The organism is Streptomyces sp. NPDC029122 (assembly GCF_055569445.1).
Genome location: NZ_JBVHWK010000002.1, coordinates 364469 through 386471, shown reverse-complemented (window position 1 = coordinate 386471; position 22003 = coordinate 364469). Strand labels below are relative to the sequence as shown.

Genomic DNA, 22003 nt, shown 5'->3' with positions numbered 1-22003 from the left:
GCCCACCGCGGCGGCCGGGTCAACGCCATGAATCCGAACCTTTCCCACGGAACCCCGGAAGCGCACCGGCACTGCCGGGCACTGCAGGAGGCGCTCGACGCCCTGCGCCGCGACGGCCTCGACCGGATCGCCCAGTGGGGCACCCACCTGGCGGCCGTCCTGGGCGCCGGGGGCAGGCTGCTCGCCGCGGGCAACGGCGGCAGCGCGGCGCAGGCCCAGCACCTCACGGCCGAACTCGTCGGCCGGTACCGGCAGGAACGCCCCGCGTACTCCGCGATCGCCCTGCACGCCGAGACGTCCAGCGTCACCGCCATCGGGAACGACTACGGCTTCGATCAGGTCTTCGCCCGCCAGGTCGCGGCGCACGGCAGGGACGGTGACGTCCTGGTCCTGCTGTCCACCTCGGGCCGCAGTACGAACCTGCTGTCCGCCGCGATGACGGCCCGCGCGAGCGGCGTACGCGTGTGGGCCCTGACCGGGCCTGCTCCGAACCCGCTCGCCGAGGCAGCCGACGACGCCCTGTGCATCGCCGCGGATTCGACGGCCACGGTGCAGGAGGCCCACCTGGTGGCGGTCCACCTGCTCTGCGAGTCCTTCGACGCGGCCGCCGCCCCGAGGCCCTCCCGCAGGCTGAAGATCGCCGTGAAGCCCTCCGTGGCGGCCGCCGAGGGGGCCTCGTGAGCGAGCGCCACCAGCCCGTGGTCGTCGTCGGCGACGTCCTCCTCGACCGCGACATCGACGGGGTCGCCGGCCGTCTCGCCCCGGACGCCCCCGCACCGGTCGTCGACGTCACCTCCGACCGTTCCCGTCCCGGCGGGGCCGGGCTCGCCGCACTGCTCGCGGCCCGCACCGGCCGGGAGGTCACCCTGATCACCGCCCTCGGTGACGACGCGGCCAGCCGGGAGGTCCGGGACGCCCTGAGCGGCCGGCTGCGGCTGGTGGAGCTGCCCCTGCACGGAACGCTGCCGGTGAAGGCACGGGTGATGGCCGGCGGCAGGCCCCTCGTCCGGGTCGACCGGGGAGGCGGGACGGTGGGCCCGCCCCCCGAGGCGGCCCGGGAGGCACTGGCGGCGGCCCGCGCCGTGCTGGTCGCGGACTACGGGCGCGGCACCGTCGAGGCGATGCGTCCGCTGCTGTCCGGGGTCGTGCGTCAGGTACCGGTGGTGTGGGACCCGCACCCGCGCGGGGGCCCGCCCGTGCCGGGCACCCGGCTCGTCACCCCGAACGCGGCCGAGGCCGCGGCCCTCGTCCCGGACGACGGGGACTCGTGGGGTGCCCACGCGCGGCGCGGATCCGCGCTGGCGCGGCGCTGGGGGGCGGCCGGGGTCGCCATCACCCTGGGCGACCGCGGCGCGCTGCTCGTCCGCGCCCACGCGGCGGCCCCCCTGCTCGTTCCGTCCCCCTACCGGGCGAAGGGCGACCCCTGCGGCGCCGGGGACTGCTTCGCCGCGCTGACCGCCTGCGCGCTGGCGGACGGAGCCCTGCCGGAGGAGGCGGTGACGCGCGGGACGGCCGGGGCCGCCGCCTTCATCACGGCGGGCGGGGTCTCCTCGCACACCCTGTGGCAGGATCCTGGAGCGGGCCCCGGCCGCACCGACGACAGCGGCGGTGACACGGACGCCTTCGCCCTCGCCGACGCCGTACGGGCGCGGGGAGGAACCGTCGTGGCGACGGGCGGTTGCTTCGACCTGCTGCACGCGGGGCACGTGGGGCTGCTGGACAGCGCCCGGAGCATCGGCGACTGCCTCATCGTGTGCGTGAACTCGGACGCGTCCCTGACGCGGCTGAAGGGGCCGGGCCGTCCGCTCACTCCCCTGGAGGACCGGCTGCGGGTCCTGCTCGCCCTGGGCAGCGTAGACGCGGTCGTCCCCTTCGACGAGGACACCCCGGAAGCCCTGCTGCGCTCGCTGCGCCCGGACGTCTGGGTGAAGGGCGGCGACTACTCGTGCGAAGACCTGCCGGAAGCGGGCGTGCTCGCGACCTGGGGCGGCCAGGCCGTCGTACTGCCGTATCTCGACGGCCGTTCCACCACCGGCCTCGCCCGGCGCGCCGCCCTCGCGTCCGCGGCGGTCCGTCCGCCGGCCGGCTGATGGGCGGGCAGGGATCCGGCTCCCGCCGGCCGGCCGTCCTGGTCCTGCGCGCGCTGGGCCTGGGCGATCTGCTCGCCGCCGTACCGGCGCTCCGCGCGCTGCGGCGGGCCTGGCCCGCCCACGAACTGGTGCTGGCCGCTCCCGAACGCCTGCGCACCGCCGCACTGTCCACGGGAGCGGTGGACCGCCTCCTGCCCACCAGCGCCCCGGGCCGTGAGGTCCCGACGACGCTGCCCTGGCGGGGACCGCCGCCCGAGGTCGCGGTGGACCTGCACGGGAACGGACCCCCGAGCCGCCTGCCGCTGCGGGCCCTGCGGCCCGGACTGCTCCTCGCCTTCCGGCATCCCGAACAGCCCGAGCCGCCCGGACCGCCCTGGGACGACCGGGAGCACGAACGGTCCCGCTGGTGCCGCCTGCTGGCCTGGTACGGACTCGACGCCGATCCGGACGACCTGCGCATCACCGCACCCGGACGCCCCTCCCCCGCGCCGGGCGCCGTGCTGCTGCACCCGGGCGCCGACGCGGGTGCCCGGCGCTGGCCCGCCCGGCGGTTCGCCGAGGTGGGCCGCCGGCTGGCCCGGGCCGGGGCCGAGGTGCTGGTGACGGCGGGTCACGGCGAGGGGCGGCTGGCGCACGAGGTGGCCCGGCAGGCCGGACTGCCTCCGGAGGCGGTGATCGGCGGTGCCGGGGACGTCCCCTTCACCGACCTCGCCGCGCTCGTCGCACAGGCACGCTGCCTCGTGGCCGGGGACACCGGCCTCGCCCATCTCGCCTCGGCACTGGGCACCCCGTCCGTCGTGCTCTTCGGACCGGTCTCGCCCCGGTTGTGGGGGCCACCGGCGCAGGGCCCGCACCGCGCTCTGTGGCGGCTCGACCCGGGCGAGGACCCCTTCCGCCCGGGCGACCCGCACGGCTCGGAACCGGACGTCCGGCTGCTGCGCATCACGGTGGACGAGGTACTGGCGGCGGTCGCGGCGCTGCCGGAACGCCCACGGGATCCGTGACGGGCGCCTCCCGCCGGGGCTCGCGCCTCAGCGCAGCTGACGGCGTACCAGCTCGTGGAAGAGGCCCGCCGGATCGGCGAGCAGGTCCGCGGGCCGTCCCTGCTGGACGATCCGCCCGTCCGCCATGGCGATCACCCGGTCGGCGTCCATGACCGTGGACAGCCGGTGGGCGATCACGACGCGGGTGGCGCGCAGGGTGCGGGTGGATTCGATGACCACGCGCTGCGCTTCGTTGTCCAGGGCGCTGGTGGCCTCGTCCAGGAACAGGACCCGCGGCTTGCGGATGAGGGCCTGGGCGATCATCAGCCGCTGCCGCTGGCCGCCCGAGAAGGTGCCGCCGCCCTCGGAGACCATGGTGTGCATGCCCATCGGCATGGCCTTGATGTCCTCGGCCAGACCCGCCATGGCGGCGGCCTCCCAGGCCTCTTCGAGGGAGTACGCCCCGGCGCCGCGGATGCAGTCGAGGACCGAGCCGCTGAAGGGCTGGGCGTTCTGCAGGACCACCCCGCATTGACGGCGGACGGCCGCCTGGTCCAGGGCCGCCAGATCCTGGCCGTCGTAGAGCACGCTGCCCCCGGAGGGCTTGTCGAAGCCGATGAGGAGGCGCAGCAGGGTCGATTTGCCGCAGCCGCTCGCGCCGACGACGGCGACGAACTCGCCGGGTTCCACACGGAGACTGACGTCGTCGAGTACCAGGGGGCCGTCGTCGGTGTACCGGTACGACAGCTGCCGGGCCTCCACGGCGCCGCTCAGCACGCCCGGCGCGGTGCTGGTTCCGCGGACCTCGGGGGTCTCCCGCAGCACCGGCTTGACCTGCTCGTACATCGGCAGCACGGCGGCGGCCGACAGGAGCGCGCCGGTCAGCTGGGTGACCGAGGACAGCAGCATCGTCACGGCGGTGCTGAAGGTGAGGAACTCGCCGGCCGACATGGTGCCGCGGGCCGGGCCTGCGAGCAGCACGAACATCACCAGGGTGCACAGCGGCAGGTGGACCGCGCCCAGCACCGTGATGAGGTTCTGGATCCGGCCGGCGCGCTGCTGGAGTTCGCGGGTACGGGCGAACTCCCGGGCCCAGGCGGCGTAGGCGAAGCTCTCGGCGGCGGCGACGCGCAGTTTGGGCAGTCCGCGCAGGGTCTGGAAGGCTTGGTTGTTGAGCTTGTTGCCGAGCGTGACCAGCCGGCGCTGGTAGCGCAGCTGCCACAGGCCCAGGCCCAGCAGTACCGCCGCGATGACGAGCAGCATGGTGATCGCCGCCAGCGCCAGCGGCACGCTGTAGACGAACAGCAGGACGAGGTTGACGGTGCCGACGGTGCCCGCCTGTACGCAGACCGGGCCGATGCCGGAGAGTACGCGGCGGATGGCGCTGATGCCCATGGCCGCACTGGCCAGTTCGCCCGTGGAGCGGCCCGCGAAGAACGTCGTCGGCAGCCGCAGCAGCCGGTCCCACACCGCGGGCTGGAGCGTGGCCTCGATCCGTCCCTCCATGCGCAGCAGGGCGGTGTTCTGCAGCAGCATGAAGGCGGCCGAGACGACGGCGGCCGCGATGAGCGCGAGGGTCGTCTGCACGATGAGGCCCGTCTCGGCCTCGGGGACGTACTGGCCGAGCACCTTTCCGGTGGCGATGGGGACCAGCGCGCCGAGGAGCACCGCGACCAGCCCGCCCAGCAGGAGGCCGCGCAGTTCGCCGCGGGTGCCGTGGAGGCTGAAGCGCAGCAGGGCCGGCAGGCCGGGCTTCCCCTCGGGCAGCGGCCGGTAGAACATGACGGCCCGAGGTTCGTAGGAGCCGGCGGTGGTCGCGCTGATGCGCTCGCGGCGGCCGGAGGCGGTGACCGCCTCGTACCGGCCGCGCCGCCACAGCAGGGCGACCGGTGTGCCGTCCTTCGCGCGCCGGCCCACCAGGGGACCGCTGTTCTCCCGCCACCACCGCCCGCCCAGCCGGACGGGGCGGGTGCGGATCCGGGCGGCCAGCACAATGCCTTCGACGGGGTCCGTGTGCTCGGCGACGGTGGCCGTGCCGCCCGGTGGGGACAGGGTGATGCGGGCCTCGGCGGCGACCAGCCGGCACACGCCGAGGGTCTCGTCGTCGCCCGCCCCCCGGCCGGGCGTCCGGCCGGAGCCGCCGATGGAGGACAGCAGCGCCCGGTCCGCCTGGACGCGGGCCGCCCGGCCGGCTTCGATGCCGGCCGCGGTGCGGCCCTCGTGGGCGCGCTCGAGCTCTTCGATCCAGTCGTCCAGGGCGTGGAGCAGCCGGTACTGCTGGTCGACCATGCCCTGCCACATCGCCCCGTCGAGGAGGAGGGTGCCGACGGGCTCCGCCTCGTACGCGGCGCCGTACTGCACGCTGCCCGGGGTGATCCGCATCCACAGGACCTCGTCGTCGGCCCCCGCGTACCCGGTGGTGGCGCCGCCGTCGAGCGGTGCCTCGTAGAGCACGCGCAGGCCGCGGCCGACGCCGAGAGCGAAGGCGTTCTCCAGGGGGCTGAGCCGGCCGCCGGCTTCGGCGTACCCGTACGGCCCCTGGTCGGGGCTCCCGTATCCGTACCCGTGCCACTCGTCGCCGTACGGCGGGCGGTACAGCTCCCGCAGCTCGATGCGGCGCAGCCGGCAGCCGTGCGGGGTGCGGCCGACCAGGGTGTGCCCGGTGCCCTCGGCGGGGCCCATCAGCAGCGCGCCCGCCTCCAGCCGGCCCAGGTGGTGCCAGGGCCCGGCCTGTGCGGTGTCGACGGCGAACAGGTCCAGCGCGCCGTGCACGACGAGCCACAGCACGAGCGGGCCCTCCAGGAAGAGGCTGCGCAGGCCGGGGCGGTCGACCGGCGTGCCCAGGCCGCCCAGTGCCGTGACGACCGGGTCGGCTTCCGGTCCGGTGCTGCCGCCCGGGGCCGTGCCCGGCTGTGCGGCCGGGGCCGCGGGGTGGTGGTGGGTCGTCACCTCAGTGCTCCTTGACCAGTTCGGCGTACGGGCCCCGCGCGGCGAGGAGGTCCTCGTGCCGCCCGCGTTCCACGACCGTGCCCGCGTCGAGCACGAGGATCTCGTCGCTGTCGCGCACCGTGCTCAGCCGGTGGGCGATGACCACGCAGGCGCAGCCCCGGCGCCGCAGGTTGTCGATGATGACCTGTTCGGTGGCCGCGTCCAGGGCGCTGGTCACCTCGTCGAGGACCAGGACGCTGGGGCGGCGGACCAGCGCCCGGGCGATCTCCAGGCGCTGGCGCTGGCCGCCGGAGAAGTTGCGGCCGTCCTGCTCGACGCGGCTGTGGATGCCGCCGGGGCGGCGGGCGACCACCTCGTGCACGGCGGCGTCCTGGAGGGCGGCGACGACGGCCTCGTCCGGGATGGAGGGGTCCCACAGGGTGACGTTGTCGCGGACGGTGCCCTCGAAGAGGAAGACGTCCTGGTCGACGAAGGAGACGGAGGCGGCCAGCGCGCCGCGGGGGATGTCGGCCAGCCGCATGCCGTCGATCCGGATGGTGCCCGACCAGGGGGTGTAGAGGCCGGATATCAGCCGGGACACGGTGGACTTGCCGCTGCCGGACCCGCCGACGAGGGCGATCTGCTGTCCCGGGCCGACCCTCAGCGAGAAGTCCTTGAGCAGGGGGGCGTCCAGGGCGCTGTAGCCGAAGGTGACGTCGTTCAGTTCGACGTGGCCCGTGAGCCGGCGCGTGCTGGCGGCGGGCTCCCGCCGCGAGTGGACCGGGTCGACGGGGAAGTTCTCGACGTCCTTGAGGCGGGCGACGTCGGCCGCGAAGTCCTGGACGCGTCCGGCGACCCCGTTCAGGCGGGTGATCGGCGCGGTGAAGCTGGTCACCAGTGCCTGGAAGGCGACGAGCAGTCCGACGGAGAGGTGCCCCTCGACCGCCCGCAGGCCTCCGAGCATCAGGATGAGCGCGCTGTTGAGCGCGGCCAGCGTGGGTGCGACGACCGCCAGCCAGGCGCTGGGCACGCCGAGCCGCTGCTGCACTTCGAGGGTGAGCGCGTGCTGTCCGGCCCAGCGGCGGAAGAAGCCGTCCTCGCCGCCGGTGGCCTTCATCGTCTCGATGAGCTGGAGACCGCTGTAGGAGGTGTTCGTCAGGCGGGCGCTCTCGGCGCGCAGCTTCTGGGTGCCGGTGGACCTCAGGTGGATCACGATCCGCATGGCCGCGACGTTGAGCAGCGCCACGGCCACGCCGAGGACGGTGAGTTGCGGGTCGTACGTCCACAGCAGTACCGCGTAGAGCACGACCACCACGGCGTCCACGCCCGCGGCGGCGAGGTCGCGGGCGAGGGTCTCGGCGACCGCGTCGTTGGACTGGAGGCGCTGGACGAGGTCGGCCGGGCTGCGCTGGGAGTAGAAGGCGACGGGGAGCCTGAGCAGGTGCCGCAGGAAGCGGGCGCTGCCCAGGGTGGAGGAGATGACGCGTCCGCGCAGCAGGTTGGCCTGTTGCAGCGCGGTGAGCGTCGCGGTGAGCACGAGGGCGACCGCCATCGACGCGAACAGCACGCCCAGCAGGGAGGTCTGGTCGCCGATGAGGAACATGTCGATGTACGTGCGGCTCAGCGCCGGTACGGCCGAGCCGACGACGACGAGCAGGAGGCTGGCGATCACGGCGGCCGCCATGGTGCCGGACGTGCCGCGCAGGCGGGCCGGCATGGCGCCCAGGACGCCGGGCTTGCGGCCGGCGCGGCGGAATCCGTCACCGGGCTCGAAGGTGAGCACGACGCCGGTGAAGCTGCTGTCGAACTCGTCCAGGGGTACGAAGCGGCGGCCCTTGCCGGGGTCGTTGACGTAGACGCCCCTGCGGCCGAGGCGGCGGCCCATGCCGTCGTAGACGACGTAGTGGTTGAACTCCCAGAAGAGGACGGCCGGGGCGGGCACCTCGGCCAGCGCGGCCAGATCCATCTGCATGCCCTTGGCCCGCAGGCCGTATCCCCGGGCGGCCTTGAGGAGGTTGCCGGCGCGGGAGCCGTCACGGGAGACACCGCAGGAGATCCGCAGCTCTTCCAGCGGGACGAAGCGTCCGTAGTGTCCCAGCACCATGGCCAGGGCGGCGGCGCCGCACTCCACCGCCTCCATCTGGAGCACGGTCGGGGTGCGTACGGCGCGGGGCGTCCTGCCCCCGGGGGTGCGCGCGGGTCGGCGGCGTCCCGTGTTCCCGGCCGCCGGTCCCGGGCGGCGACGGCGCGGGGCGCTCACGGCAGGAGCCAGTCGACGGGGCGCTGCGCGGCGAGGTGGACGGAGCCGGTGACCGGCGTCGCGGAGTCGACGGTGTACGGGGGTCCGTCCGTGGAGGACCACGCGTAGCCCGACCTGGTGGTGGTGGAGCGCTCCAGGTGTACGAGTACCGCGACCGGGTCGCCCAGCCGGTAGAACTGTTCGGCGAGTCTTCTGTCGCCGAGGAAGCCCCTGAGCTGGGTCTCGGTCTGGGGGACGCGGCCGACCGCCTTGACGCGGCCGCGCAGCACGCCGAACCGCTGCCGGGGGGCGGACTGGACGCTCAGGTCGACCGCGGCGCCGACCGGGATGGCCGGGCCGCTGCCGGCGGGCACGTACACCACGGCCACCAGCGGGTCTTCGGGCCCGCGCACCCGTTCCAGGGTGGCCACATCCGCACCGGTCGTGACGACCGAGCCCGTCCTGGCCGCCATCGTCCTCACCCGGCCGCCGGCCACGGCGCGCACGGGCCGGTCGCCCTGGTCCGTGCGGACGGTGAGCAGTGGCGCTCCGGGTGACACGATCCGGCCCTCCTCGGCGAGGACTTCGGTCACCTGGCCCGACACGGGGCTCTGCAGCGTGTAGCTGCCCTCGGCATGGGTGAGGATGCCGGGTGCGCTCTGCTTCGCGGACACGGTGCCGGTGAGGGCCCAGAAGCTCGCGGCGGCCATGACGGCGACCGTGACGGCCAGTACGAGGCGCCCCTGCGGGCGCGCGAAGCGTACGGGCAGGTCGAGTTCTTCGGGCGATTGCAGCTTGGAAAGCGCCTTTTGGCGGAACTGCACGAACTATTCCTTCAACCGCATTCGAATGAAGTGGGATTACGGGCAGCCGTGAACCCCGGAGCCGTGGGGGGCACTCCGGGGTCCGCGGACATATTCCGATCAGAGACCGGCGATACCGGTGTGCACCGAAACGCCCGTGATACCCGAGACCAGACCGGGGGCGGCGCCGACGAGGCCCTGTGCGGCCTGGACGGTCTGGAGGGAGCCCACGGCGCCCAGGACGGTGTGGACGTCGCCGGTCACGGCGCCGGCCAGGCCACCGTTGACGCTGACGACGCCACCGGAGACGGCGTCCAGCTCGGCGTCGTCCATCTCACGGGTCTCAATGTCGTTACGCATGCGTGCGCACCTTTCATTCATCGAAATGTTCCACGGCCACGGCGGTTCAACGGCCGGAAATGCCGGCCGCTGTTCTTTCGAACCGCCGCGGTGCGCAGATAAAAGCACGCCACCGGGTGAGCGGCCTAATTGAGTTGACGCCCCCTCACGCCCCGGCCTTCACTCCCGCCCATCGGCGTGCAGCTATGTTCACCCAATGACCACAGCCTCTCCGTGAGATCGAGTAACAGATACGGACGGCCCTCCCCGCCCCGGGGAGATATATGGGCATACCACCAGCAAGCGCATCGCGCGGTCCGGCGGTCCGGACAGCGACGGAAGGGGCCCGTCCGGATTCGCGCACACCATGTGGAGATTTTCGGAAGACGACATTCCGATCCGCGACGCGCAGTGCGTCCGCTCAGCGGCCGGCCGCCGCCTCCGCCCGCCGCCAGGCGGCCTCGCGCAGCAGCCGCAGGCCGTTGAGGCCGACGATGACCGTGGACCCCTCGTGGCCGAGGACGCCGAGCGGGAGGGGCAGGTGACCGACGAGGTCCCAGATCACCAGGGCGGAGATGAACACCGAGGCGATCACCAGGTTCTGCGTCACCAGGCGCCGGGCCGCACGGGACAGGGCGACCACCGTGGGGACCGCGGCGAGTTCGTCCCGGGCGATGACGACGTCCGCCGCCTCCAGGGCGAGGTCGGAGCCGACCCTGCCCATGGCGATCCCGGTGTGGGCGGCGGCGAGCGCGGGGGCGTCGTTGACACCGTCACCGATCACCAGAACCCTGCGGCCGGCTTCCTCCTGCCGCTTCACGGCGGCGACCTTGTCCTCGGGCAGCAGCCCGGCGCGTACGTCGGTGATGCCCACCTCCCCGGCGACGCGGGCGGCGGCGCGGGGGTTGTCCCCGGTCAGCAGCGTCGGGGCGGCGCCGGTGAGGGCGGCCAGGGCGGCGACGGTGGCGGCGGCGTCCGGGCGCAGCCGGTCGGTGATGCCGAGGAGCCCTACCGGCGTCCCGTCCCGCTGGACCAGTACCGCGGTACGACCGCCGTCCTCCAGGCTGCCGGCCACCGCCAGGGCGTCCGCCGCCACTCCGTGTCCGCGGGCATCGGCCAGCCGGAGGGGGGCGCCGACCGCGACCGCGCGCCCGCCGACCGTGGCCCGTACGCCGACACCGGGAGCGGAGGTGAAGTCCTCGGCGGGCGGCAGGCTCAGGCCCCGCCGGCGGGCGGCTTCGACGACGGCACGGGCGAGGGGGTGCTCGCTGGGGTGCTCGGCCGCTGCCGCGAGCGCGAGCAGACCGTCCTCGTCGAGACCGCTGCCGGGCAGCGGGCGGACGTCGGTGACCTGCGGGGTGCCTTCGGTCAGGGTGCCCGTCTTGTCCAGCGCCACCGCGTCGGCCTCACCCAGTCGCTCCATCACCACGGCCGACTTCACCAGGACGCCGTGCCGTCCGGCGTTGGCGATCGCCGAGAGCAGCGGCGGCATGGTCGCCAGCACCACCGCGCACGGAGAAGCCACGATCATGAAGGTCATCGCCCGCAGCAGCGCGCCGGTCAGGTCGTCGCCGAAGGCGAGCGGTACGGCGAACACCGCGAGGGTGGCGAGCACGATGCCGATCGAGTACCGCTGCTCGACCTTCTCGATGAACAGCTGCGTCGGGGCCTTGGTTTCCGAGGCCTCCTCGACCATCGCGACGATGCGGGCGATCACGGAGTCGGAGGCCTCCCGCTCCACCCTCACCCGGAGCGCGCCCGTCCCGTTCAGGGTGCCGGCGAAGACCTCGTCACCCGCCCCCTTCGGCACGGGCAGTGACTCCCCGGTGATGGTGGCCTGGTCGACCTCGCCGGCCCCGGACAGGACCCGGCCGTCGGCGCCGACCCGCTCACCGGGGCGGATCAGGATGGTGTCGCCGACCGCCAGATCCTCGGCGGTGACCGTCTCCGTCCCGCCCGCGTCGAGCAGCCGGGTCACGGTGGCCGGGGCGAGGTCGAGCAGGCCGCGCACCGAGTCCGCGGTGCGGGCGGTGGCCAGGGCCTCCAGGGCGCCGGAGGTGGCGAAGATGACGATCAGCAGCGCGCCGTCCATCACCTGTCCGATCGCCGCGGCCCCGATCGCGGCGACGATCATCAGCAGGTCCACGTCCAGGGTCTTCTCCCGCAGTGCCCGCACGCCGGCCCAGGCCGGCTCCCAGCCGCCCGTCACATACGCGAGCGCGTAGAGCGGCCCCCAGAGCCAGGGGGGAGCCCCGGTCAGCTGGAGCGGGAGCGCGAGCAGGAACGCGGCGGTCGCCGTCGCGGCCCAGCGGGCCTCGGCCAGCGCGAGGACCCGGGTACGGCGGGGCCGGGGCACGCCCGGGCGGCTCGCGGACGAGGGGGAGGAGGAGCGCTCGGTGAGCGTGGAAGGCAAGGAAGGCATGGCGAAGAGACCCTTCACGGGCACGGGAGGGGCGACACCGCCAGGATACAGGAACGAATGAACATCTCTTCATGTATCGCCGGTAGGATGGTGCCCATGGGCCACGGAGTCGATTCGAAGAGCACGGTCAGCACCCGCGAGCGGCTGGACGCCGTGGGCGCCTCCGATGTCGCCGCGACGCTCCAGGCCCTGGCCACGCCCTCGCGGCTGCACATCCTCGCCCGGCTCCAGGAGGGCCCCTGCCCGGTCGGCGAACTCGCCGAGGCCGTCGGCATGGAGCAGTCGGCCTGCTCCCACCAGCTGCGGCTGCTGCGCAACCTGGGCCTGGTGACGGGTGAGCGCCGGGGCCGCTCCATCGTCTACGAGCTGTACGACGGCCATGTCGCCGAACTGCTCGACCAGGCCCTCTTCCACGTCGAGCACCTGCGTCTGGGCCTGCGCGACGCCCCCGGCGAGGCGTACCCCGGATCAGCCGGTGGGCACGAGCGCTGAGGTCGGGCCGCGCCCGGTCAGGCGGCCCGCCTCCAGGATGTGCACGGTGTCCGTGTAGGCGCCGATCAGGTGGAGTTCGTGGGAGACCATGGCCACGCTCAGCGCGTGCTCGGCACGCAGGCGCGTCAGCAGCTCCATGACGGCGCAGGCCGTGTCGGGGTCGAGGGCGGACGTGATCTCGTCGCACAGCAGGATGTCGGGGCCTGCGGCCAGGGCGCGGGCGATCGAGACCCGCTGGCGCTGACCGCCCGAGAGCTCGGCCGGATAGCGGCCGGCGAACCCGGCGGGCAGTTCCACCTGCTGGAGGAGTTCGGCGACCCGGCCGCGTACGGCCGCCCCGGACAGGCCGCCGTGCATGCGCAGGGGCCGGGACAGTGCCGCACCGACGGTGCGCGCGGGGTTGAGGGCGGCCAGGGGGTTCTGCGGGACCAGTTGGATGCGCCGCTGGTCCTCCCGCGTGCGCTTGCGCGCCAGCGACGCCAGGGGCCGGCCGTCCAGCTCCAGGCTGCCGGTGTCGGCGGGGTGCAGCCCGGCGAGCACCCGCAGCAGCGTGGTCTTGCCGGAGCCGGACGGGCCCACGATGCCGGTGGCGGATCCGGGGGGTGCGGTGAAGTCGACCGCGTCGAGGACGCGGTGGCGGGCGCCGCCGTGCCGGAAGGTGACGCCGACGGCTCGTGCGCTCAGCCCCTGGCCCTCCTTCCGGGCGGCGGCGGGAGGTCCGGCCGAGGAGCGTGGCGGGGTCCGGGGTGCGGGGACGGCCGGGGGCCGGGCGGGCGTCAGGCGGACCGTGTGGTCGGCGCAGGCACCGACGAGTTCGGGGTCGTGGGTGGCCATGACGACGGCCAGCCCCCGGTCGGCGGCGAGGTCGCGGAGCAGCTCGGCGATCTCGTCGCGCAGGGCGGGATCCAGTCCCGCGGTCGGCTCGTCGAGGAGCAGGATGTCGGGGGTCCGGGCCAGCGCGCGGGCGAGGGCGACACGCCGTTGCTGGCCTCCCGAGATGGCGGTGGGCCGGCGGTCGGGGAGGCCGTCGCCGACCGGGAGCCGGCACTCGCGCAGGAGGCCGAGGACGGTGGCGTGGCCGCGGTCGCGGGCCATTTCGGCGACGAGCCGGCGCACGGTCATCCGCGGGTTGAGGGCCGAGCCGGGGTCCTGCCCGACGTAGGCGACGCGCGAGCGGCGCAGTTGCCTCAGTCGGCCGGGGGCGAGGGCGACGGGGTCGTGCCCCAGGACGTCCAGCGTGCCGGCGGTGACGGCGGCGCCGGGCGGGAGGTGGCCGATGAGTGCGCGGAGCAGGGTGGTCTTGCCGGAGCCCGAGCTGCCGGTGAGGGCGGTGACGCGGCCGGCGTGGACGCGTACCGAGGTCGGCCGCAGCAGGACGCTCCCGTCCTTCATCGATACTTCGAGGCCGGTCGCGGCGGCCAGGGGCGGGGTGTCGGGGACGGCCCGGGCCTTGGCCCGAGGTGCTTCCGCCCGGGGTGCGGCGTCGCTCACGAGGTGGTCACCGCCTTGCGTACGGAGTGGGGGGCGAGCGAGGTGGAGGCGAGGTTGACGCTGATGGCGAGCACGGCGATGGCCAGGCTCGGGGCGAGGACTCCCCAGGGGCTGAGGAGGATGCCGGGGGCGTTCTCCCGGACCATCAGGGCCCAGTCGGCGGCGGGTGGCTGGGGGCCGATCTGGAGGAAACCGGCCATGGAGATCACGTAGATGCCCTCGACGAACCGCAGGCCGAACAGGGCGAGGACGGTGGCGCGGAGGTTGGGCAGCAGCTCGCGCACGGCGATGTACGCGAGTCCCTCGCCGCGGGTGACGGCGGCCTCGACGTAACCGGAGTTCGCCAGGGGCGCCGCGGCGCCGGCGACGATGCGCACCGCGTACGGGGTGCCGAGAACGGTGGCGGCGATGACGACCGGGCCGCGGCCGCCCCCGGGCCAGGCCAGGGCGATGAGCATGATGCCGAGGACGGACGGGAGCAGGATGGACACGTCCGCGGTGCGTTCGACGGCTCGGCCGAGCGCCGGGCGCAGCACGGCGGCGCAGCCCAGCAGGGTCGCCAGCAGGGTGACGGTGACGGCCACGATCAGAGCGCTGCCGATGAGTGCGGTGCCGCCGTGCAGCACACGGCTCAGGACGTCGCGGCCCAGCTGGTCCCCGCCGAGGAGGGCGTCCCGGCCGGGGGTCGCGTAGGGGGCGGTGACGGGGGTGTCGACGGTGTGCGGGGCGAGGAAGGGCCCGCAGAGGGCGAGGAGGACGAGGAGCAGTGCGGGCGCGATGCCGCGCACGGCCCGGATCCGGCCGGGTAGGGGCCGCGTCCTCGTGGCGGCGGTGGCGGCGCTCATGCGCGGACTCCCAGGGTGCGGGCGCGGAGCAGGTCCGCGGCCAGCAGGACGAGGCTGATGACGGCACCGGCGCAGATGACGACCCCGGCGATGAGCGGGGTGTCGCGTGCGGCGACGGCGCCGGCCAGGACGGTTCCGATGCCGGGGTAGTTGAAGAGGGTCTCCACCACCACCGCTCCGCCCAGGAGCATGCCGGTGGAGGTGGCGATGCCCGTGGCGATCGCCGGTACCGCGCCCGGGAGGGCGTGGCGCAGCAGGACGTGGCGGGGCGGCAGCCCGTCGAGGACGGCGGCTTCGACATGGGGGGTCGCGGCCTGGTCGGCGAGGGCGCCGCGCACGATGCGGGTGTTCCAGCCGGTCTGGGGGATCACCAGGGCGATGACCGGCATGACCAGCATGGTCCAGGCGGCCGGAGCCCCGTCGGCTCCCGTGACGGTGACGGCGGGCAGCCACCCCGTCCACAGCGACAGGAGCAGCAGGAGCAGGACGGAGATGACGAATTCGGGTACGGCGAAGGAGGCGGTGGCCGTGTGGCCGATGATCCGGTCGGTCAGCCGGCCGGGGCGGGAGGCCGCCCAGCAGCCGAGGGCCAGGGAGAGGACGACGGTCAGGACGAACGCGGTCGCCCCCAGCAGCAGGGTGTTGGGGAGGGGGTCGGCCAGCAGCTCGGTGACCCGCCGGCCCCGCGCCGAGGTGCCGAGGTCGCCGGTGGGCAGGGCGGTCATCCATTCCCGGAAGCGTTCCCACAGCGGCCGGTCGAGTCCGAGCAGGTGCCGTCGCGCCGCCAGGTCGGCGGCGCTCTCGCCCCGCTCGGCGGCGGCGGCGGCCGCGTCGCCCGGCAGCGCTTCGACGGCGGCGAACACGACGGCCAGCAGCACGACGAGCAGCAGGGCCCGCCGGGCCGCCGCCCCGGCCGCCCGGGTGACCAGTGCCGCGGCATGACGCGAGGCGGCGGCCGCCCCGGCGCGTGCGGGGGCGGCCGCCCCCTCGTCCTGGGCCGGGTGGTTCAACGCAGCCACACGCCCTCGAGCTGGACCCGGCCGTATCCGGCGAGCCTGGGCAGACCCCGGACCTTGGCGGCGGCCAGGTCGATGCCGTCGGCCATGCCCCACAGCAGGTAGCCGGACCTTTCGAACTCGATCCGCTGGAGCTCCTTCAGGGCCGCGGCGCGTGCGGTCTCGTCGGCGGTGCCGACGACCTTGAGGTAGGAGGTGTCGAACTCCTTGTCGGCCCAGGCCGCTTCGTTGGTGGCGGCCTCGCTGACCATGGTCTTCGAGGCGAAGAAGACGACCGAGTCGTTGGTGCCCCAGTAGGTGGTGTAGAAGTCGCCGGTCTTCCAGGTCTTGTCCCAGAAGGTGCCGGATTCCTGCTTGACGACCTGGACCTTGACGCCGGCCTCCCTGGCCTGATTGGCGAAGAGGGTCGCGGACTCGGCGAGTCCGGGGATGTCCTCGGTGGTGACGAGGTCGTAGGTCCTGGACAGGTCGAATCCCGCCTCGGTGAGGAGCTTCCTGGCCTTGGCCAGGTCCCGCGCGCGCTGCGGGATGTCCTTGGCGAAGTTCGGGTCCCCGGTGCCCATGATGTCGTTGGAGACGGTGCCGTAGCCGGAGAGGACCTGCTTGACCATGGCGTCGCGGTCGACGATCAGACGCATGGCCTCGCGGACGCGGGGATCGGCGAACGGGCTGCCCGCGGCGGTACGCATGACGATCGGCATGGCCATGTCGTTGGGTCGTCGCAGGACTTGGACGTCCTTGCGCGCCTCGGCGGTACGGGCGGCGACCGCGCCGACGTTGGAGGCGACGTCGATCTGCCCGGCGAGAAGGGCGTTGGCCATCGCCTGGGGGGTCTCGAACATGGTGACCTCGATGGCGTCGAGGTGGACGGTCCCGCCGTACCACGTGTCGTTCCGCACCAGGCGGGCGTTGCCGCCGCGGTACCAGTCCAGCTTGAACGGGCCGGTGCCGGGCGCCTTCTCCAGCGCGCTGTCGGCGGTGTCCTTCTTCAGGACGAAGGTCGTCAGGCGGGTCAGGAGCGGCAGTTCGGCGTTGGCGTGGTCCGAGACGAGGACGACGGTGTCGGTTCCCTCGGCCGTGATGTTCTCCGGCTTGATGCCGGGCAGGCGCGAAGCGCCCGAGGGGGTGTTGCGCAGGCGCCGCAGCGACCAGACGACGTCCTCGGCCGTCACCGGACTGCCGTCGTGGAAGGCGGCACCCTTGGCGATCTTGAATTTCCAGGTCTTCAGGTCTTCCGACGGCTCCCACGAAGCGGCCAGCCGGGGCCGGGTGTTGGGCTTGGCTCCGGGGGTCGTGAGGGTGTCGTAGACCAGCGCGATGACGAGGTAGTCGCTCTCGTTGCTCTGCGAACCGTGCGGGTCGCGGGTGATGGCGCCGGCGCGGCCGAGTGCGCCGACGCGGAGGGTGCCCCCGCTCTTCGGCTTGCCCTCACCTGCCGCGGGGTCGTCCGCGGTGCCGGCGTCCCCGGAGGAGCAGGCGGCGAGGAGGGCCGCCGCACCCAACGCTCCACCCGACCACAGAACTTGACGCCTGTTCATCTTCACGTACGTCCTCGATCCACTGAGCGGACTGGGATGTTCTTAGGTTTGCCTACCCTAATGACAACCATTTCCGCAAGCCGTCGTTCACGATGGGACGCATATCCGAATCCGGGCGAACGTCAACCCGTTAGTAAGGTTTGCCTTACCTTCATCTCCTGCTAGCGTTCGAAGCGTTCGCCGGTTCCGCAGGTTCACGGCTGGCCCGCCAACTGCCGTTGAGACCTTGCCAGTTGACAGCTCCCGCCCGGTCATGGAGAGATGAACCGCGCCAGGGAACCGGGTTCCCCCCTGCCATCCGAACGAAACGGATTCCTTCGCCATGAGCACGGCAGCCGCCCCAGTCCGCCAGCTCAACACCCACACCGCGGGAGAACTCCGCGACGCCGCGGAGAAACTGCTCGCCACGTTCGGTACGTCCGCCACGAGCCCCGCCCTCCTGGCACGGATCCAGGAGGCGGCCGGCGGTTTCGGCGACGCCCTGCGCCACCAGTGCCGCCCCGTCGACACCGCCGACGGCCTGTTCGTCCTGCGCGGCCTCGCCGTCGACGACGGGGCCATCGGCCCGACGCCCGCCGGCTGGGCCACCGCGCACGACAGCGGCGCGGTGTACGACATCGCGCTCCTCCTGCTCGCCACCGTCATGGGCAACCCCATCGCCTGGCAGGGACAGCAGGACGGCCGCTTCGTCCACAACATCGTCCCGTCCCGGGGACACGAGACCGAACAGACGGGCGCCTCCAGCACGGTGCTCCTCAGCCCGCACACCGAGGACGCCTTCCACCCCGGCCGCGCCCACCTGCTGATGCTCGGCTGCATGCGCAACCCCGACGGCATCGCCACCACCGCCGCCAGCATCCGCAGGACCCGCCTCGCGGACACCGACATCGACCTGCTGACCCGGCCGGTCCTGCCGATCCTGCCCGACGACGCCTACCGGGCGGCCCAGGGCTACACCCGCGGGGCCCCGCCCGCCGTACCGGCCCTCTACGCCACCGAGGACGGGATGACCCTGCGCTTCGACCCCGCGTACACCCCCCTGCACGAAGCGGACGCCGCGTACCGGTCCGCGTACGACCGCCTGTCGGAGGAACTGGCCCGCGTCTCGGTCGCCGTCAGCCTCGGCCCCGGCGAGGTCCTCGTCGTGGACAACGACCTCGTCGTCCACGGCCGCGTCCCCTTCCGCGCCCGGTACGACGGCACCGACCGCTGGCTCAAGCGCGCCTCGGTCCGGGTACCCGGACGCCGCACCCGCCCCGCCGCCGAAGCCGGCGAGCACGGATACGGCCAGACCGCCCTCGAAGCACACGCGAGCTGAACTCCCGCCCCGCACCGGAGGAGTGACCCACCATGACGGACACCTCGGCCGCACCCGCCGCCACCCCGGCGGACGGCGACGGCACACACCTGCGCGTCCTGTCGACCACCGACCTGGCCGGGATCGACGTGTCCCTGGCCGACGTGGTCGCCACCGTCGAGGGCGCCTACCGCACCCTGCACGCCGGCCGGTCCGACAATCCGCGGAAGCTGACCGTCAAGCCGCAGGACGGACACTCCGTCTCCTACGCGATGCTGGGCCGGGACGGCTCCCGCGACGTCGTGGCGATCAAAACCTCGTACAAGCACGGTCTGGACAAGGGCCGCGAGGAACAGCACTACTACACCGCGCTGACGCTCTACGACGACACCACCGGGCTCCCCGTGGCCATGATGGACTGCTCCCGCATCGGCTCGCTGCGCACCCCCGCCGTCTCCGCCCTGCTGGCCCGGGAGTGCGCGGCCCCCGGAGCCCGGTCCGCGCTGGTCGTCGGCACCGGGACCCAGGGCCGCCTCGCGCTGCCGTTCCTGCTGACCACGCTGCCGGAACTGGACCGGCTGATGCTGTTCGGCACCCGCCCCGAGGGCATCGGCGCCGTCCGCGAGCACTTGCGCGCCCACTTCCCCGACCGCGACGTGGACATCGTCACCGACCTGCGGGCGGCCGCCTCCGAAGCGGACGTCATCGTCGCGACCGCCGGCGCCCACACCCCCGCCGCGATCGAGGCCGACTGGCTGGGGCCCGGCACGCTGTCCGTCCTCGTCGGACACGGGCTCGCGCCCTCGACCCTGCACCACGCGGACCGGGTCATCGCCACCAGCGAGGCGCAGATGCACGTCACCGGCACCGACATGGCCGACGCCGACGGCAAGTTCCCCGCTGTCGACGCCGAGTTGGCGCCCGTACTGGCCGGGGAGGCCGCGGGTCGCCGGAGCGGCACCGAACGCGTCTTCGCCTACAACAGCGGGCTGGTGGTCACCGACATCGCCCTCGGTCACCGCTTCGCCCAGCTGGCCCTCGCCCAGGGCCTGGGCACCGAGGTGCCGCTGTGGCGGTGAGACCCGGCACCGGCCACTCCCCCGCCCTCCCTCCCCTCCCCGACGCCGCGACGGACGCGGTGCTGGCCAGCGGCCTCCTGCCCGAACTCGCCCACGCCTTCGGCGGCCCCTTCCACTTCCTGCTGCCCGAGGCGTTCGACGCCAACCTGCGTGCCCTGCGGGACGCCCTCGCCTCCGCGGGCGTGGACGGCTTCGTGTACTTCGCGAAGAAGGCCAACAAGGCCGCCGTGTTCGCCGAACGGGCGGCGGCGGGCGGCGCAGGGGTGGACGTGGCCTCCGCCGGCGAGCTGCGCCAAGCCCTCGGGCACGGCGTCCGCGGCGAGCACCTCGTGGTCACCGGCCCGGCCAAGGACCCCGTCCTGCTCCGCCTGGCCGTCCAGCAGGGCGCCCTGATCGCCGTCGACGCCCTGGACGAGCTCGACGCCCTCGTCACCATCGCCCGGACCGGACCGGTGCGTCCGGCCCGCGTGCTGCTGCGCTGCCTTCCCCCGGCCCAGCCGCACAGCCGCTTCGGGATGACCGGTGCCGAACTGGCCGCCGCGACGGACCGCTGCGTCCGGGCCGGTGACGCGGTCCGGATGGAGGGCTTCAGCTTCCACCTGTCGGGCTACGCCCTCCAGCCGCGCGCCGACCTCGCCGGGCACCTCGTCGACCTGTGCCTCAAGGCCCGTGCCCAGGGCCTGGAGGCCGGCCGCGTCAGCATCGGCGGCGGCCTGCCCGTCAGCTACACCGACGCCGACAGCTGGCACACCTTCCTCGCCCGGCACCACAGCCGCCAGTACCACGCGGGCAAGACGTTCCGGACCGGTGACTTCTACCCCTACCACTCGCCGGACTCCGGCCCCGGCGCCCTCGCCGCGCTGCTGGCGGCCCGCCCCGAAGGCCACGGCCGACCGCTCGCCGGCCTCCTCAGGGACGCCGGGGTGGTGCTCCTCCTGGAGCCCGGGCGGGCCCTCCTCGACCGGGCGGGGGCCACCGTCTTCCGGATCCAGGGCGTCAAGGACCGCGAGGGGTACCGGATCCTCACCGTCGACGGCACCAGCCTGAGCCTGTCCGAGCAGTGGTTCAACAGCGAGTACCTGCCCGACCCCCACCTCCTGTCCCAGGACACCACCGGGCCCGCCGGGGTGTACCCGGCGAGCGTCGGGGCGGCCACCTGCCTGGAGTCCGACATGCTCACCTGGCGCAAGGTCGGCTTCACCCGCCGCCCCCGCGCGGGCGACCTGCTCGTCTACCCGAACACGGCCGGGTACCAGATGGACTCCAACGAGTCCCCGTTCCACGACCTCGCCCTGCCGCCCAAGGTCGTCATCGACCGCACCGGCGGCCCCCGCCCCCGCTGGCGCCTCGACCGCCACTCCGCCTGAGCCGGAGACCATCCGACCGCCCTCCCCCTCACAGGAGCTTCCGATGCCCGGAGCACTTCAGCGCCCCGCCGTGGTCTCCCGCGTGTCCGACCTCATCGGCCGCACCCCCCTGCTGGAACTCGCCGCCACGGGAACCGGCAGCCGCCTGCTGCTGAAGCTGGAGATGTTCAACCCGACCGGCACCGCGAAGATCCGTATGGCCCGTGCGATGGTCGACGCGGCCGAGCGGGCCGGCGAGCTGCGTCCCGGGGGCCGCGTCATCGAGTCCACCTCGGGCAACACCGGGCTGGGACTCGCCGTGATCGCCGCCGAACGCGGCTACGCCTTCACCGCCGTCGTCGACGACCACGCCTGCGCGGACAAGCTCCGCACCATGAAGGCCCTGGGCGCCGAACTCGTCCACGTCCCCGACGCCGGCACCGGCGAGCTCGCCACCGCCGCCCGTGAGGAACTCGCCGAGGAACTGGCCCGCGGCCGGGACAACACGGTCTTCACCGAGCAGCACAACAACCCCGCCAACGGCGTCGGCTACTTCCCCGTGGCCCACGAACTGCACGAGGCCCTCGACGGCGGGCTCGACGTCCTGATCGGCTCGGTCGGCACCGGCGGCGCCCTCTGCGGCACCAGCCGGGAGCTGCGCACGCTGATGTCCGGCTTCACGGTCATCGGTGTCGAGCCCAAGGGGTCCGTCGCCTTCGGCGGCCCGGCCCACGACTACTACCAGTCCGGCACCGGCACTCCCGAAGGCGCCGGGATCGGTGCCCTCGTCGACTTCGACCTGATCGACGAAGGGGTCAAGGTCGGCGACGTCGAGGCCTTCGCGACCTGCCGCGCGGTGGCCCGTACCGGTCTGCTCATCGGCGGCTCCGCCGGCGGCGTCGTGTACGAGGCGCTGACCCGTCTGACCGCCCTGCCCCCGGGCTCCACCATGGTCGCCCTCGTCAACGACGGCGGTGAGAAGTACATGGACACCGTCTTCGACGACCAATGGATGCGGGAGCGCGGCCTCCTCGACCCCCAGGCGGAGCGCGAGATCGACGAACTCCTCACCAAACTCCGCAGGAACCGGTGACC

General features: G+C 73.9%; 17 protein-coding genes. 8 read left to right on the top strand and 9 right to left on the bottom strand.

Annotated elements, in window-relative coordinates:
* Positions 1-27 precede the first annotated feature (27 nt).
* From ACZ4WZ_RS04135 to ACZ4WZ_RS04125, 3 genes are read left to right on the top strand one after another with little or no spacing between them, the layout of a single operon-like run.
* The gene (locus tag ACZ4WZ_RS04135; protein ID WP_467884770.1) at positions 28-681 is read left to right on the top strand and encodes a D-sedoheptulose-7-phosphate isomerase; all 654 of its coding nucleotides are present in this window, start codon (positions 28-30) and stop codon (positions 679-681) included.
* On the top strand, positions 678-2090 hold the full coding sequence (locus ACZ4WZ_RS04130) for a PfkB family carbohydrate kinase (RefSeq protein ID WP_467884768.1): 1413 nt from the start codon (positions 678-680) through the stop codon (positions 2088-2090). The genes ACZ4WZ_RS04135 and ACZ4WZ_RS04130 overlap by 4 nt, the downstream gene beginning before the upstream one ends.
* The gene (locus tag ACZ4WZ_RS04125; RefSeq protein WP_467884766.1) at positions 2090-3094 is read left to right on the top strand and encodes a glycosyltransferase family 9 protein; all 1005 of its coding nucleotides are present in this window, start codon (positions 2090-2092) and stop codon (positions 3092-3094) included. The genes ACZ4WZ_RS04130 and ACZ4WZ_RS04125 overlap by 1 nt, the downstream gene beginning before the upstream one ends.
* A 27-nt stretch (positions 3095-3121) precedes the next feature.
* Here ACZ4WZ_RS04125 and ACZ4WZ_RS04120 read toward each other — a convergent pair whose 3' ends face one another.
* The 5 genes from ACZ4WZ_RS04120 to ACZ4WZ_RS04100 all read right to left on the bottom strand — a co-directional run bounded on the left by ACZ4WZ_RS04120 (position 3122) and on the right by ACZ4WZ_RS04100 (position 11795).
* A complete protein-coding gene (locus tag ACZ4WZ_RS04120; protein ID WP_467884765.1) occupies positions 3122-6022 on the bottom strand; it encodes an NHLP bacteriocin export ABC transporter permease/ATPase subunit in 2901 nt (966 codons plus the stop codon).
* Between the two features lies 1 nt (position 6023).
* Complete coding sequence (locus ACZ4WZ_RS04115) at positions 6024-8141, bottom strand: NHLP family bacteriocin export ABC transporter peptidase/permease/ATPase subunit (protein ID WP_467884991.1); 2118 nt, start codon at positions 8139-8141, stop codon at positions 6024-6026.
* Between the two features lie 116 nt (positions 8142-8257).
* Positions 8258-9064 (bottom strand): hypothetical protein, encoded by an 807-nt coding sequence (locus ACZ4WZ_RS04110; protein WP_467884763.1) that lies wholly within the window; start codon positions 9062-9064, stop codon positions 8258-8260.
* A 99-nt stretch (positions 9065-9163) separates the two neighbouring features.
* Positions 9164-9403, bottom strand: coding sequence for a hypothetical protein (locus tag ACZ4WZ_RS04105; RefSeq protein WP_467884761.1), 240 nt, complete (start codon positions 9401-9403; stop codon positions 9164-9166).
* A 400-nt stretch (positions 9404-9803) separates the two neighbouring features.
* Entirely contained in the window at positions 9804-11795 is a 1992-nt protein-coding gene (locus ACZ4WZ_RS04100) for a heavy metal translocating P-type ATPase (protein WP_467884990.1), read from the bottom strand.
* 105 nt (positions 11796-11900) lie between these two features.
* Between ACZ4WZ_RS04100 and ACZ4WZ_RS04095 the strand changes: the two genes are divergently transcribed.
* Positions 11901-12296: an ArsR/SmtB family transcription factor gene (locus ACZ4WZ_RS04095; protein WP_467884759.1), complete on the top strand. Its 396-nt coding sequence runs from the start codon at positions 11901-11903 to the stop codon at positions 12294-12296.
* On the opposite strand, the gene ACZ4WZ_RS04090 is transcribed toward ACZ4WZ_RS04095, so the two are convergent.
* Genes ACZ4WZ_RS04090 through ACZ4WZ_RS04075 form a run of 4 tightly spaced genes read right to left on the bottom strand, consistent with a single transcriptional unit; the run spans position 12273 to position 17186 of the window.
* Entirely contained in the window at positions 12273-13787 is a 1515-nt protein-coding gene (locus ACZ4WZ_RS04090; protein ID WP_467884757.1) for an ABC transporter ATP-binding protein, read from the bottom strand. The two genes, ACZ4WZ_RS04095 and ACZ4WZ_RS04090, sit on opposite strands and share 24 nt — an antisense overlap.
* Positions 13784-14632 carry an ABC transporter permease gene (locus ACZ4WZ_RS04085; protein ID WP_467884755.1) on the bottom strand — a complete coding sequence of 283 codons (849 nt, stop codon included), beginning with the start codon at positions 14630-14632 and terminating at the stop codon, positions 13784-13786. The genes ACZ4WZ_RS04090 and ACZ4WZ_RS04085 overlap by 4 nt, the downstream gene beginning before the upstream one ends.
* Positions 14629-15651, bottom strand: coding sequence for an ABC transporter permease (locus ACZ4WZ_RS04080; protein WP_467884754.1), 1023 nt, complete (start codon positions 15649-15651; stop codon positions 14629-14631). The genes ACZ4WZ_RS04085 and ACZ4WZ_RS04080 overlap by 4 nt, the downstream gene beginning before the upstream one ends.
* Entirely contained in the window at positions 15639-17186 is a 1548-nt protein-coding gene (locus ACZ4WZ_RS04075; protein ID WP_467884752.1) for an ABC transporter substrate-binding protein, read from the bottom strand. Before ACZ4WZ_RS04075 ends, ACZ4WZ_RS04080 begins: the two co-directional genes overlap by 13 nt.
* Before the next feature lie 322 nt (positions 17187-17508).
* Here ACZ4WZ_RS04075 and ACZ4WZ_RS04070 point away from each other — a divergent pair, with 322 nt between their 5' ends.
* Genes ACZ4WZ_RS04070 through ACZ4WZ_RS04055 form a run of 4 tightly spaced genes read left to right on the top strand, consistent with a single transcriptional unit; the run spans position 17509 to position 22001 of the window.
* Positions 17509-18504, top strand: a complete 996-nt coding sequence (locus ACZ4WZ_RS04070) for a TauD/TfdA family dioxygenase (RefSeq protein ID WP_467884750.1) — start codon at positions 17509-17511, stop codon at positions 18502-18504.
* Positions 18505-18536: 32 nt separating this feature from the next.
* Positions 18537-19562 carry an ornithine cyclodeaminase family protein gene (locus ACZ4WZ_RS04065; RefSeq protein WP_467884748.1) on the top strand — a complete coding sequence of 342 codons (1026 nt, stop codon included), beginning with the start codon at positions 18537-18539 and terminating at the stop codon, positions 19560-19562.
* On the top strand, positions 19553-20929 hold the full coding sequence (locus ACZ4WZ_RS04060; RefSeq protein ID WP_467884746.1) for a type III PLP-dependent enzyme domain-containing protein: 1377 nt from the start codon (positions 19553-19555) through the stop codon (positions 20927-20929). Before ACZ4WZ_RS04065 ends, ACZ4WZ_RS04060 begins: the two co-directional genes overlap by 10 nt.
* 43 nt (positions 20930-20972) lie before the next feature.
* A complete protein-coding gene (locus ACZ4WZ_RS04055; RefSeq protein WP_467884744.1) occupies positions 20973-22001 on the top strand; it encodes a cysteine synthase family protein in 1029 nt (342 codons plus the stop codon).
* Positions 22002-22003 lie beyond the last annotated feature (2 nt).

Bases quoted from the DNA above. Each gene is read 5' to 3' on its own strand.
- ACZ4WZ_RS04135 (WP_467884770.1), top strand. From the start codon at position 28: ATGAATCCGAACCTTTCCCACGGAACCCCGGAAGCGCACCGGCACTGC.
- ACZ4WZ_RS04125 (WP_467884766.1), top strand. From the start codon at position 2,090: ATGGGCGGGCAGGGATCCGGCTCCCGCCGGCCGGCCGTCCTGGTCCTG.
- ACZ4WZ_RS04115 (WP_467884991.1), bottom strand. From the start codon at position 8,141: ATGGAGGCGGTGGAGTGCGGCGCCGCCGCCCTGGCCATGGTGCTGGGA.
- ACZ4WZ_RS04105 (WP_467884761.1), bottom strand. From the start codon at position 9,403: ATGCGTAACGACATTGAGACCCGTGAGATGGACGACGCCGAGCTGGAC.
- ACZ4WZ_RS04095 (WP_467884759.1), top strand. From the start codon at position 11,901: ATGGGCCACGGAGTCGATTCGAAGAGCACGGTCAGCACCCGCGAGCGG.
- ACZ4WZ_RS04085 (WP_467884755.1), bottom strand. From the start codon at position 14,632: ATGAGCGCCGCCACCGCCGCCACGAGGACGCGGCCCCTACCCGGCCGG.
- ACZ4WZ_RS04075 (WP_467884752.1), bottom strand. From the start codon at position 17,186: ATGAACAGGCGTCAAGTTCTGTGGTCGGGTGGAGCGTTGGGTGCGGCG.
- ACZ4WZ_RS04070 (WP_467884750.1), top strand. From the start codon at position 17,509: ATGAGCACGGCAGCCGCCCCAGTCCGCCAGCTCAACACCCACACCGCG.
- ACZ4WZ_RS04065 (WP_467884748.1), top strand. From the start codon at position 18,537: ATGACGGACACCTCGGCCGCACCCGCCGCCACCCCGGCGGACGGCGAC.
- ACZ4WZ_RS04055 (WP_467884744.1), top strand. From the start codon at position 20,973: ATGCCCGGAGCACTTCAGCGCCCCGCCGTGGTCTCCCGCGTGTCCGAC.